A 12521-nucleotide genomic window follows, 5' to 3' on the forward strand; every position below is an offset into this window, starting at 1 on the left:
CGCCGGGGCCGGCGGCTCAGCCGGCCAGGGCGGCCTCGAGTTCGAGCAGGGTGGGCGTCGTGCCGGCCTCGAGCTTGACCGTGGCGAGCTCGTCGCCCCGGGTCTCACCCCGGTTGACGATGGCCACCGCAATCCCGTGCCGGACGGCGTGGCGCACGAACCGCAGGCCGCTCATCACCGCCAGCGACGTGCCGAGCGCCAGGAACGCGCCGCCCCGGTCGACGAGCGCATACGCGTCCGCCACCCGCTGCTTGGGCACGTTCTCGCCGAAGTAGACGACGTCGGGCTTGAGCATGCCGCCGCACACCGCGCACGGCGGCACCACGAAGTCCTCGGTCTGGGTGAGCACGGCGTCGGCGTCGGGGGCGATCTCGACATCGGACACGGCGACGTCGAAGCCCGGGTTGGCGAGGTCGAGGCGCACCTGCATGTGCGCGCGGGAGATGCGGGTGCCGCAGTCGAGGCAGATGACCGTGTCGGACCGGCCGTGCAGGTCGATCACGCGGTTCGACCCGGCCCGCTCGTGCAGCAGGTCGACGTTCTGCGTGATGACCCCGGTCGCCAGGCCGCGGGCCTCGAGCCGGGCGAGCACGCGATGGCCCTCGTTCGGTTCGACGGACCGCATGTGCCGGTAGCCCACGTGGTTGCGCGCCCAGTAGTGCCGCCGGAACGCCTCGTCGGAGACGAACTGTTGATAGGTCATGGGGGTTCGCGGGCGCGCGGACGGCCCGCGGTAGTCCGGGATCCCGGAGTCCGTCGAGAGCCCGGCACCCGTGAGCACCGTGAAGGGGGTGCCGCGGAGCAGGTCGATGACGGCGGTCGAGGAGGTCACTGAATCAATGTAGGTCGGTGCCGGGCGTGGCGGAGGCCACTCCGCCCGGTTTGGTTCCACGGGCCAGGTCTCGGTACGCTGTCCCGGCCGGAAGGCGAAGGTAGCGTGTCCGAGCGGCCGAAGGTGCGGCACTCGAAATGCCGTGTGGTGCAAGCCACCGTGGGTTCAAATCCCACCGCTACCGCCGGCGAAGGGCCTCGGTGCCGTCGAGAGATCGACGGCACCGAGGCCTTCGTCGTCCGGAGGGGAGTCTCGGGCGTGGTGCGCGGGACGAGGCGGTGAGCAGTGCTAGTGTTCCTGACAACGTTGTCGATTCGATGGTGTGAACGACGAGCAGGCAGAGCCGCCGAGGAGAGAAGAGAACGCATGAGACGCCGAACCACTGCCGGTCCGCGTGGAGTCTGGGCCGGGCTGATCGCCGCCGCCATGGTGGCCGTCCCGATCGGCGCGGCGAGCGCCGCGCCGGCCGCGGATCCCGCGGCCGGGGACTACGTGGCCGATCCCGCCTCGCTCGTCAACACGTTCATCGGGAGCAAGGACGACGGGAACACGTTCCCGGGAGCGTCCCTGCCCCATGGGATGGTGCAGCTCTCCCCCGACACGGGTCACTACGTCGGATACAACTGGGACCAGAGCGAGATCCGCGGCTTCTCGCTCACCCACCCGCAGGGGGTGGGCTGCGGACTCGGAGGTGATCTGCCGATCCTCGGCACCACGGGCGCGCTGGACTCGACGGACAATCGGGACTACGCCTCGTCCTTCAGCCACGACTCCGAGTCGGCCGAGCCCGGCTATTACAGCGTGCGCCTCGACGACTACGACGTCACCGCGGAGGTGACGGCGACGGTTCGCACCGGCACGCAGCGCTACACCTACGACGGCGACGAGGGCCATGTGCTCGTCAACGCGGGCCAGGCGCTCCACCAGGTCCTCTCCTCCGAGGTGAGGATCGTCGACGACTCCACCATCGAGGCGACCATCGTGGGTCAGGGGTTCTGCCAGGACACCGAGCCGTACACCCTCTACACCGTGACCTCCTTCGACCGCCCCGCCCAGGCGAGCGGCACGTGGGCGGGCGACTCGTTCAGCGACGGGAGCACGGAGTCCGTGACCGAGGGCAGGAACGGGGCGTTCTTCACCTTCGACACGAGCGCGGACGACACGGTCGAGGTGACGACCGCCATCTCCTGGGTCGACATGGACGGCGCCCGAGCCAACCTCGCCGCGGAGGGCGGGCCGACCTTCGACGAGACCCGCGCGGCCGCCTTCGAGACGTGGAACGAACGACTCTCGCAGGTCGCGATCCGCGGCGGCTCCGACGAGGACCAGCGCACGTTCTACTCCTCGCTCTACCGGGCCCTCATGTCGCCCAACACGGGCTCGGACGTCGACGGCCGCTACACCGGCTGGGATCAGCAGATCCACACCGCCGAGGCCTTCACCTACTACCAGACCTGGTCGCTGTGGGACACCTACCGCACCCAGCAGCAGCTGCTCGCGCTCCTCGAGCCCGAGGAGTCCGCCGACATGGCGCTGTCGATCCTTCGCGTGGCCGAGCAGGGCGGCTGGCTGCCGCGATGGGGCTACGCGACCGTCGAGACGAACATCATGACGGGCGACCCGGTCACCCCGTTCCTCGTGAGCGCCTTCCACCAGGGCCTGCTCGCCGGGCACGAGGAGGAGGCCTACGCGGCGCTGGTGAACAACGCCGACAACGTTCCGCCCGCGGACTCGCCCTTCAACGGCCGCGCCGCGAACGAGTTCTACCTCGAGCACGGGTACGTCCCGCACGACCCGACCGCGGCGAAGAAGCCCGGCGACTTCGACCTGCACCACGGCGGCTCCGCCTCGCTCGAATACGCCCTCGCGGATGCGATGCTCGCGACGATGGCGACCGACCTCGGTCACGACGCCGACGCCGCGCGGTATGCCGCGCGCGGCCAGAACTACCGCAACATCTTCGATCCGCGCACCGGCTCCTTCCGGGCCCGCGGCACCGACGGGATGTTCATCGGCGACCCCGACCCGGCGAAGTCGCCCGGGTTCCACGAGGGCACCGCCTCCCAGTACACCTGGCTCGTGCAGCAGGACGTGCCGGGCCTGATCGACCTGCTCGGAGGGGCGGCGGCGACCAACGAGCGTCTCGACGGCTTCTTCGCGTACGACCAGGTGCTCGAGGATCCGGCGACGACCGCCCGCGACGTGTGGGTCAACGGGCCGTACGACTACTACAACCAGGACAAGTACAACCCGCAGAACGAGCCCAACTTCCACGCCCCCTACATCTACCTGTGGAGCGGCCAGCCGTGGAAGACGACCGATGTCGTGCACGCCGCGCTCACCCTCTACACCGACGCGCCCAACGGCGTCACCGGGAACGACGACATGGGCACGATGTCGTCCTGGCACGTGCTCTCGGCCATGGGGCTCTTCCCGATCATGCCCGGAACCGACTACTGGGGGCTCACCTCGCCGGTGTTCGAGGAGGTGAGCATCGATCTGGACGAGACGTACTACCCGGGCGGGGACCTGCGGATCACGGCCGATGGCACCGATCCGGCGAATCGCTACATCCAGGACGTCGACCTGTCCGGCTCGACCTTGGACCGCGCCTACATCACGGGCGAGGACATCCGCGCCGGCGCCACGATCGACTTCACGGTCGGCTCCGAGCCGTCCGACTGGGCGGTGACCAACCCGCCGCCCGCCGTCGATGAGGCGGCCCCGGTGGGCGATCACCTCACCGCGGGGGTCTCACCCGCGAGCAGCGCCGTCGCTCAGAACGAGGAGACGACGATCGACCTGACCGTCTCGGTGGTCGCCACCGGAGCGGGCACGATCGAGGGCACGGTCGAGGTCGAACTCGACGAGGCGCTCACCGGTCCGGCGGAGCCCGTGGCCTGGTCCGCGGTCTCGAATCACCTGCCCATGACCAGCGAGGTCACGGTGCCCATCACGGTTCCCGCCGACGCGGCCCCGGGCCGGTATCCCGTCGCGGTCACGGTGACCGACGGTCGCGGCCTGGTCGCGACCGGTGAGGTACGGATCGACGTCGTGGCCCCGACGGGGTTGGAGCCCTACTTCAACCACGTGGGCATCGGTGACGACGGCGAGGCGAACGCGGACTTCGACGGTTCGGGCTGGTACTACTCCCGCCAGGCCCTCGCGGACGCCGGCATCGTCCAGGGCGCGACACACGAGCTCCCGGGCACCGGGCTGTCGTACGCCCTCGGGCTCGCGGCCGCCGGGGAGCCCGACAACATCGCCGCGACGGGCCAGACGCTCGACGTCGCAGGCATCCTCGAGGGCGCCTCCCGGCTCTCGTTCGTGGGCGCCGGTGCGCACGGGGATCAGCAGGGCTCGGCGGTCCTCGGCTTCGACGACGGCAGCACCCGGACGGTCGACCTGCTGCTGACCGACTGGTGCTCGGGTGAGCCCGCCGGCGACAACACGCTCGCCGTGCGGACCGCCTACCGGGGCGCCGGCGACGGCACCGACACCGTCTCCTGCGGTCTCTGGGCCACCGCCCCGATCGACCTTCCCACGGAGTCGGAACTCACCTCGATCACCCTTCCGGACGCGGATCGGTTGCACATCTTCGCGCTCGCGCACGATGGGCGGCCGGTGGTGGAGCTCATCGAGGTGACCCCCGCCGACGTGGTCTTCACCGACGAACCGGGCAGTGGCGAGGACACGATGACCGTCCCCGACACCGAGGGCGTGGCCTACCTCGTCGACGGCGAGGTGCTCACCCCCGGCACGCATCCGGCATCGGGCGCCGTCACGGTGACCGCCCGGGCCCTGGACGGGTACGTGCTCGCGGACGGGGCCACGAGCACGTGGACCCACGAGTTCAGCGACGCCGAGGAGCCGACCGACGAACCGACGGACGAGCCCACGGACGAACCGACGGAGGAGCCCACCGACGAGCCGACCGACGAACCGACGGAGGAGCCCACCGACGAACCGACCGACGAACCGACCGGCGAACCGACCGGCGAACCGACCGACGAACCGACCGGCGAGCCGACCGGCGAGCCGACGGGCGAACCGACCGGTGAGCCCACGGGAGTGCCGACCGGTGATCCCGCGCCGACGGATGGCGACGTTCCCGCCGAGACGCTCCCCAGCACCGGCGCGCCGATCGGCATCGCGACTGCGATCGCCGTGCTGCTCGCGTGCTGCGGCGCGGTGCTGATCGGGCGGCGCCGGCGGGCGTAGCGAGCCTCGGGGCCCGAACCGCCCCGCCGCTCCGACCACCCGGTGCGCACCCTGGGCACGGGTGCGGTCGTGACCTCACCGCGACCGCACCCGTACGCTCACCGGGCCATCCAGGGCCGTCCAGGGCCGCCCGGCACGCGCAGTGGCGCATCCGGCCTGTGCGGCGAGGGCAGCGGTGCCGGAGGCCTGTGCGCATCCGGGGCGGAGGACTAGGCTGAGGCGATGAAGATGTCAGCGGAGTTGGAAACACTGTTCAACGCGCAGATCACGCTGGAGTTCGAGGCATCGATGGTGTACCGCCAGCTCGCGATCCGGGTGTCCGAGATGGACCTGAGCGGTGCATCCGCCTGGCTCCGCCACCAGGCGGACGAGGAGATCGTGCACGCGAACAAGTTCATCGATCACCTCGACGACCGCGGGAACTACCCCCGGATCGGCGACATCGCCCAGCCGCCCGACGTGCGCGGGGCCTCCATGCTCGAGATCTTCCAGGCCGCGCTCGCGCACGAGGAGAAGGTCTCGGCGGCGATCCGCAAGCTCGCGCTCTCGGCGGAGGACGCGGGCGATCTGGACTCCCGACCGATCCTCAACTGGTTCTTCTCCGAGCAGATCGAGGAGGAGTCCACGGTGCGCGAGATCATCAGCCGCATCGAGCTCGCCGGCGACGACGGCGCCGGGCTGCTCAAGATCGACGAGCAACTCGGTCGGCGCCCGAGCGAGAGCACCGAGAACACCGAGCCCCTCTGAGCGTCGCGCATCGTCCGCCGGTGGTCGGGATCGGCGAGTCGGCGCGCGCGGACCGGTAGCCTCCACGGCATGGGTACCGCCGCCGCACCGCTCCTTGCCACCCGGGCCGATCTGGCGGGCTACGCCGACGGCCTCCTCACCGCGGTGCGGCCGCACGCCTCCGACGGGCACGGGCTCATCACGCTGCCGGGCCGCCCGGGCGGGTCCGGCACGTGGGTCGACGGCCTCGAGGGCTTCGCGCGCACCTTCCTGCTCGCGGGCTTCCGGCTCGCGGGCGAGTCCGGCGCGGATCCGCACGGGTTCGCCGAGTGGTACGCCCGCGGGCTCGCGGCCGGGGTCGACCCCTCGGCGGCCGACCGCTGGCCCCGTCCGAGCGAGGCGCCGCAGGCGAAGGTCGAGGCGGCCTCGATCGCCCTCGTGCTCGACCTGACCCGCCCGTGGATCTGGGACGCGCTCGACGCGGTGACCCGGGAGCGGCTCGTGGACTATCTCGGGGAGGTCGTCGGCGACGACGGCTTCCCGCGGAACAACTGGCTGTGGTTCCGGGTCGTCACCGAGACGTTCCTGCGCGGCGTCGGCGGACCGCACGACCTTGCCGACATCGAGGCCGACCTCGCCCGCCACGACTCCTACTACGAGGCCGGCGGCTGGTACCGCGACGGCGAGATGCGCGCCTACGACCACTACGCCGGGTGGGCGATGCACCTGTACCCCGCGCTCTGGGCGCGCATGGCCGGGGCGGGCGACCTGGCGCCGTCCCGACGCGCGCGCGACCGCTCTCGGCTGGAGGAGTACCTGACCGACGCGGTCGGGCTCGTCGGCGCCGACGGCTCCCCGCTCGTGCAGGGGCGCAGCCTCGTGTACCGGTTCGGTGCCGCCGCCCCGTTCTGGGCGGGCGCGATCGCCGGCGCAGAGTCCGTCTCGCTCGGCCGGCTCCGGCGCGCGGCCTTCGGAATCGTCAACCACTTCCGCGCCCACGGCGTACCGAATGCGCGCGGCCTGCTCGACCTCGGGTGGTATCGGCAGTGGCGGCCGATGGCGCAGTGGTACTCCGGCCCGGGCTCGCCGTACTGGGCGAGCAAGGGCCTGGCCGGGCTCCTGCTCCCCGCCGATCACGCGCTCTGGTCGAGCCCGGCCGAGCCGCTTCCGCACGAGGACGGCGACACGGTGCGCGCGATCGTCGCGCCCGGGTGGGCCGTCTCCGCGACGGGCGCCGACGGCATCGTGCGCATCGCGAATCACGGCACCGACTACGCCGCCGAGGGCCTGGCGGAGGGGGACGACCCGCTCTACGCCCGACTCGGCTATTCGACCGCGACCGCCCCGCTGGGCCACCCCGAGGCGCGGATCGCCCCGCTCGACCAGGCCGTCGCGATCGTCGATGGGGCGGGGGCGCGCAGCCACCGCTGCGGCATGCGGCTCCTGCGCCGCGAGATCGCGGACGACGCCGCCGGCCCGGGCGGATGCGTCGCCCTGGCGGCCTCCCGTGCGCGGGACCACTGGATGGAGGCGCCCGCCGACCAGTTCCGCGGCAGCAACGGCGGGGTCCAGGGACCGGCGAGCCGGGCCGGCACCACGACGGTGATCTCGGTGCTGCGCGGAGCGTGGGAGGTGCGGCTCATCCACCTGCACGAGGCTGCGGCGGAGACGACGATCGAGGCCGGCGGGTGGCCGCTGGCCGACGATGCCGGCGTGACCGTGGCCGAGGGGTCCGGACGGATCGACCTCGAGACGAGCGCGGGCCTGCGGGCCCGGCTCCTCACCCTGAGCGGCTTCACGGAGCAACGAACCGAACACCCCGACGAGGCCTCTCCGCTCGGCGCCCATGCCGCCGTCGGCGTGCTCGGCGCGCCGGCCCGGCCCGGCTGGTACGCCCTCGCCCTCGCGCTCACCCGGGCGTCACTGGCCGCGGACCCCCGCCTCGACCTCGGCGACGCCGAGGCGCGCATCGCGTGGCCCGACGGCGCCACCACCACCCTCGACCTCGCCGAGTTCACCGGCCCCACCGGCCCCACCGGAGCCGCCCGCTGACCGTCCCGGGGTGCTGCCGCGGGTGGGGACATCTGCCCACCCGCGGGGTGGCCGATCCTGCCCGGACGGTGGTGCGGCTAGCGTGGGGAGCGATGACTACGCTCCCTCCTCCCGGCTCCGAGCCGGCGCGCCCGCCGTACCCCGGTGGGCTACCGTTCCCACCCGGCCCGCCCCCGGCCCTCCACCTGGCCGGGCTCGCCAAGGCCTTCGGGCCGAAGGTCGCGGTCTACGGCCTCACCCTCGCGATCCCCGCCGGGGCCTGCTACGGGATCGTCGGCCCGAACGGCGCCGGCAAGACCACCTCGCTGTCGATGGCCACCGGGCTCCTCCAGCCCGACTACGGCGCCGCGTACGTCCACGGCGTCGACCTGTGGGCCGAGCCGGAGCGCGCCAAGGCCATGCTCGGGGTGCTCCCCGACGGCATGCGACTGTTCGACCGGCTCACCGGACGTGAACTCATCACCTATGCGGGCCTGCTGCGCGGGATGGCGGGCGACGTCGCCCGTGAGCGCACCGAGCAGCTCCTGGAGGTGCTCGACCTGACCGAGTCCGCGAGCGTCCTCGTGGCCGACTACTCGGCCGGGATGCGCAAGAAGGCCGCACTCGGGTGCGCGCTCGTGCACGCCCCACGGGTCGTCGTGCTGGACGAGCCCTTCGAGTCGGTCGACCCGGTCTCAGCCGCGGCGATCCGCGCCCTGCTCGAGGACTTCGTGGCCGGCGGCGGCACGGTCGTGCTCTCCAGCCACGTGATGGACCTCGTGCAGCGCATGTGCAGCCACGTCGCCGTGATCGCCCAGGGGCAGCTCGTCGCGGCCGGAACGCTCGATGAGGTCCGCGCCGGCGGCGACCTGGAGACCCGGTTCGTGCAACTCGTGGGCGGGCCCGCGCAGCAGGGAGGGCTCGAATGGTTGCGACCCTCCTCCAGCTGAGGGCCCGGATGCTCGTCAACTCCCTCAAGCGGGAGACGTGGCGACTCGTGCTCACCCTCCTCGGGGTCGCGTACGGTCTCGGGGTCGTGGCCCTGCTGGCCGTCGCGGCGTTCCTCCTGCGCGATGCCGCCCCGGAGGCGAAGGCCCTCGGCGTGCTGGCCGGCGGGATCGTGCTCACCGCCGGTTCGGCGATCGTGCCGCTCCTCGCGTTCGGCGTCGACGACTCCCTCGACCCGGCCCGCTTCGCCCTGTTCACCACGGCGAGCACCCGCCTCGCGGTCGGGCTCGCGCTCGCCGGCGCGATCTCGCTGCCGGCGATCTTCATCGGCCTCGGCTCGCTCGTCGTGACCATTCTGTGGAGCACGAGCATCCTCACCGCGGTCGCCTGGCTCGTGTCCGGCGCGATCGGCCTGGCCACCTGCCTGCTGCTCGCGCGGGTGACCACGACCGCGGCCGCGACCTGGCTGCGCAGCCGGCGTGGCCGCGACGCCTTGGCGGTGATCTCGCTCGTCGTGTTCTTCACCGTGGTGCTCGTGCCGACGCTCGGTGACCGCCTCGACTGGGGCGGTGCCGTCCGGGCGCTCGAACCGGCCGCGGGGATCCTCGCGTGGAGCCCGTTCGGTGCCGCCTGGGCCGTGGCCGGCGCGATCGCCACCGGCAGCGTGGGGACGGCGCTCGCCCACCTGGTCGTGGCCCTCGCCTGGGCCGGGCTGCTGCTGTGGGCGTGGCGGCGGCTGCTCGGTCCGGCCATGGTCGCCCGGGCCGAGGCCGCGGCCCACCGGCGGCGCTCCATGACCGGCGGCTACACCCTCCCGGAACGGTTGAGTGACGCGTTCCGCCTGCCGCCGCCCGCCGCGGCGGTGGCGGCCCGGTGCCTGCGCTACTGGCGCTCGGACCCGCGCTACGTGAGCATCGCGGTGGGGAGCATGTTCATCCCCGTCATGATCGTGTTCCTCGCCGAAGTCGGCCAGGCGGGTGACGTGGCGGTCATGGCCCCGATCCTCTTCGCGCTGTTCGCCGCCTGGAGTGTGCACGACGACACCGCCCACGACTCCACGGCCCTGTGGATGCACGTCTCGGCCGGGATCTCCGGCGTGCACGACCGGATGGGGCGGGCGATCGCGGCGCTGGCCTGGCTCGTGCCGGCCGGAATCGCGCTGACCGTCACCGCCTGCGCGCTCACGGGCCGGTGGGAGTCCCTCCCCGCCGTGCTCGGTGCGACGCTCGGCATCCTCCTCGCGGGGCTGGCGGTGTCGATGTGCGCCTCCGGATTGCTCGTCTACCCCGCCCAGCCCCCGGGGGCGAGCCCGTTCTCCACGAACGGGATGGGTTCGGTCGGGCTCACGCTGCTCGCCCAGACGGTCACGGGAATCGCGACGCTGGCCCTCTCCCTGCCGGTCATCGTGACCACGCTCCTCGGCTTCTTCGTCGCGCCCGGCTGGGGGTGGGTCACGCTTGCGCTCGGAATCGGCGGCGGGATCGGGACCCTCGCCGCCGGGGTGCGCCTCGGTGGCCGGTTCCTCGATGCCCGCGGCGCGCGCCATCTGCAGGTGATCCGGGGCTGGGCGGGCCACTGATCGGATCGGCCGTGCCGGCCGGGGACGGCGGCCCGGGACGGCCGGGGACGATCAGGTGCGGGCGTAGCGGCGCGTGAACGCCGCGAGGATCCGATGCACCGGGGAGACGTCGACCCGGGAGACCTCGGCGATGAGGTCCTCCGCACCGCCGGGTGGGAAGTAGCCGTGCCCGTCGTAGCGGCGGATGCGCTGGGCGAAGGCCGCCAGGTCGAGCTCGGGGTGGAACTGGGTGGCGTAGGCGTGCTCGCCGATCCGGAACATCTGCACCGGGCAGCCCGCGGAGGAGGCGAGGATCGTGGCCGTGGGCGGCGCCACGGTGAGCGCCTCCTTGTGGCCGACGAACGCGGGAAAGCGCTCGGGCAGCTCGGCCAGCAGCGGATCGGCCCTGCCCGCCTCCGTCAGGGTGATCTCCACGGCCTGGGCCGCCTCCCCGTACTCGCGACCGATGACCCCGCCCTGGTGCACCCCGAGCGTGCCGATGCCGTAGCACGCGCCGAAGAAGGGCACGCCGGTGGCCAGGACCAGGTCGATCAGGCTGCTGAGCCGGGCCTCGATGGCGCGCTGGGTCGCATCCTTGTGCGGCTCGCTGAAGTCGTAGGGGCTGCCGCCGAGCATGACCCCGGAATAGTCGGACAGGTCCCAGTCGGGGAGCGGGTCGTAGTGGGGCAGCACCTGCACGATCTGCCCCGGCGCCAGCCGGCCGTGCCGGTGGAAGGAGGCGAGCTCGGCCGCGGCCAACTCCCGCTCCGGGCGGGTGGTGATGAGCAGGAAGGGCTTCATGCGTGCCTCACAGGGCGAGGGCTGCGATCATCGCGAAGAAGGTGAGCCAGACCCCGGCGGCCGCCACCCCCAGGACCAGGCCGCCGCGCGCGTATCCGCGGCCGGGGGCCCCGTGCCGGGTGGCGCCGAGGGCCACGATCCCGCACACGATCGCCACGATCGCAAGCGGCGCGATCGGGAAGGAGAGCAGGCCGAACACGAAGGCCGTCATGGCCACGGGGCCGACCCGGACCTTCGGACCGGTATAGCCCGGGCCGGCGAACACCTGCCGCGGATCGGCCGCGGGCGCCGTCCACGGCGATTGATACGTGCGGGGGTCGACCGGCTGCCACACGCCGCGCCGTCCGTACGCGTTCGGATCGCGACCCGCCGCGGCCGGGGCGGTCACGACTCCTCCGAGCCCTCGGCCGGGGCGTCGGGCGGGAGCTGCCCGACCGCCACGGCGCTGCACCCGTCGGGCGCCGGGATCGGCAGGTCGGGGTCGAGCGTGATGTCCTCCGGCTTGGCCAGGCCCTGATAGGCGGCGCCGATCGTGATGTCCGCGACGGCACTCTCCCGGTCGACCACCTTGACCTGGGCCTCGGGGATGAGCGCGGCGAGCGCATACGCCGCGGGAATCCCGGACGGTCCGACCGTGATGAGCGCGGACCCGTAGTAGAGGTCGGGCGCGTTGCCGATCTCCTCGACGGTGAGCCCCACGCCGGTGAGGGACTTGCCGGTCTGGGCGCCGAGGCCCGCGGTCGTGGTCGAGTTGTACACGTCGACCGTGATGTCGGCGTAGGCCGGCGGGGGAGTCTCGGGCGGTGGGCACGGCATCGGCAACGCGGTCGGGGCGGTCGGCGACGGATCGTGGATCGGCACGGAGACGGGGTTGGGGATGATCTCGGCCCACATGGCCCCCGCGAGGAGCCCGATGGCCAGCAGCGCGGCGATGATCGTGCCGAAGATGACGGTCTGGCGCTGCTGCAGGTGCTTGCGGCGAAGCGCGCGAGCGCGTGCGGCGGGCTTGGCGGGCGGTGGCGTCACGGGGCAAACCTAGCCGATATCGGGGCGATTGCTCACGTGTCCACTCCTGCTTCCACGACCCGGGCGTGGATCACGCCCCGCTGGGCGAGCGCCGCGCGCAGGGCACGGTGGAGCCCGTCCTCGAGGTAGAGGTCACCCCGGTAGGAGACGACGTGGGCGAACAGGTCCCCGTAGAAGGTCGAGTCCTCGGCGAGCAGGGTGCGCAGGTCGAGGGTGGACCGGGTGGTGATGAGCTCGTCGAGTCGGACCATGCGCGGCGGGATCTGTGACCAGGCGCGCGGGGTGTCGTAGCCATGGTCGGGGTACGGCCGGTCGGTGCCGACTGCCTTGAAGATCACGCCCCGATCCTAATGAAACCCGCCGACACCGGGCGTCCAC

At 72.6% G+C, this 12521-nt stretch carries 10 protein-coding genes and 1 tRNA gene; 6 read left to right on the forward strand and 5 right to left on the reverse strand.

The features are described 5' to 3' along the window. Positions 1-16 precede the first annotated feature (16 nt). Positions 17-841 carry a Sir2 family NAD-dependent protein deacetylase gene (locus tag GCE65_RS01460; protein ID WP_153879117.1) on the reverse strand — a complete coding sequence of 275 codons (825 nt, stop codon included), beginning with the start codon at positions 839-841 and terminating at the stop codon, positions 17-19. A gap of 90 nt (positions 842-931) precedes the next feature. Here GCE65_RS01460 and GCE65_RS01465 point away from each other — a divergent pair. The 6 genes from GCE65_RS01465 (at position 932) to GCE65_RS01490 (ending at position 10337) form a co-directional block, all read left to right on the forward strand. Further along, positions 932-1016: transfer RNA gene (locus tag GCE65_RS01465), tRNA-Ser, on the forward strand. 182 nt (positions 1017-1198) lie between these two features. Further along, positions 1199-5053, forward strand: a complete 3855-nt coding sequence (locus GCE65_RS01470; RefSeq protein WP_153877125.1) for a GH92 family glycosyl hydrolase — start codon at positions 1199-1201, stop codon at positions 5051-5053. A gap of 222 nt (positions 5054-5275) precedes the next feature. Continuing rightward, complete coding sequence (locus GCE65_RS01475) at positions 5276-5800, forward strand: ferritin (RefSeq protein ID WP_152817802.1); 525 nt, start codon at positions 5276-5278, stop codon at positions 5798-5800. Between the two features lie 69 nt (positions 5801-5869). Beyond that, entirely contained in the window at positions 5870-7831 is a 1962-nt protein-coding gene (locus tag GCE65_RS01480; RefSeq protein WP_153877126.1) for a DUF2264 domain-containing protein, read from the forward strand. Positions 7832-7923: 92 nt separating this feature from the next. Next, positions 7924-8760: an ABC transporter ATP-binding protein gene (locus GCE65_RS01485; RefSeq protein WP_153877127.1), complete on the forward strand. Its 837-nt coding sequence runs from the start codon at positions 7924-7926 to the stop codon at positions 8758-8760. Next, entirely contained in the window at positions 8736-10337 is a 1602-nt protein-coding gene (locus tag GCE65_RS01490) for a transporter (protein WP_153877128.1), read from the forward strand. Before GCE65_RS01485 ends, GCE65_RS01490 begins: the two co-directional genes overlap by 25 nt. Positions 10338-10388: 51 nt before the next feature. Here GCE65_RS01490 and GCE65_RS01495 read toward each other — a convergent pair whose 3' ends face one another. From GCE65_RS01495 to GCE65_RS01510, 4 genes are read right to left on the reverse strand one after another with little or no spacing between them, the layout of a single operon-like run. Beyond that, positions 10389-11117, reverse strand: a complete 729-nt coding sequence (locus tag GCE65_RS01495) for a glutamine amidotransferase (RefSeq protein ID WP_153877129.1) — start codon at positions 11115-11117, stop codon at positions 10389-10391. Between the two features lie 7 nt (positions 11118-11124). Continuing rightward, positions 11125-11505, reverse strand: a complete 381-nt coding sequence (locus GCE65_RS01500; protein ID WP_153877130.1) for a DUF4190 domain-containing protein — start codon at positions 11503-11505, stop codon at positions 11125-11127. Beyond that, entirely contained in the window at positions 11502-12143 is a 642-nt protein-coding gene (locus GCE65_RS01505; RefSeq protein WP_152817796.1) for a LytR C-terminal domain-containing protein, read from the reverse strand. Before GCE65_RS01505 ends, GCE65_RS01500 begins: the two co-directional genes overlap by 4 nt. Positions 12144-12175: 32 nt before the next feature. After that, positions 12176-12481: a type II toxin-antitoxin system VapB family antitoxin gene (locus GCE65_RS01510; protein WP_153877131.1), complete on the reverse strand. Its 306-nt coding sequence runs from the start codon at positions 12479-12481 to the stop codon at positions 12176-12178. Between the last annotated feature and the right edge of the window lie 40 nt (positions 12482-12521).

The sequence above is a fragment of the Pseudactinotalea sp. HY158 genome (assembly GCF_009660225.1).
In the GTDB taxonomy this organism is placed as follows: domain Bacteria; phylum Actinomycetota; class Actinomycetes; order Actinomycetales; family Beutenbergiaceae; genus HY158.

What these genes read in the sequence shown, in the direction of transcription:
- GCE65_RS01470 (WP_153877125.1), top strand. Translation starts at nt 1,199, where the DNA reads ATGAGACGCCGAACCACTGCCGGTCCGCGTGGAGTCTGGGCCGGGCTG.
- GCE65_RS01475 (WP_152817802.1), top strand. Translation starts at nt 5,276, where the DNA reads ATGAAGATGTCAGCGGAGTTGGAAACACTGTTCAACGCGCAGATCACG.
- GCE65_RS01480 (WP_153877126.1), top strand. Translation starts at nt 5,870, where the DNA reads ATGGGTACCGCCGCCGCACCGCTCCTTGCCACCCGGGCCGATCTGGCG.
- GCE65_RS01485 (WP_153877127.1), top strand. Translation starts at nt 7,924, where the DNA reads ATGACTACGCTCCCTCCTCCCGGCTCCGAGCCGGCGCGCCCGCCGTAC.
- GCE65_RS01490 (WP_153877128.1), top strand. Translation starts at nt 8,736, where the DNA reads ATGGTTGCGACCCTCCTCCAGCTGAGGGCCCGGATGCTCGTCAACTCC.
- GCE65_RS01495 (WP_153877129.1), bottom strand. Translation starts at nt 11,117, where the DNA reads ATGAAGCCCTTCCTGCTCATCACCACCCGCCCGGAGCGGGAGTTGGCC.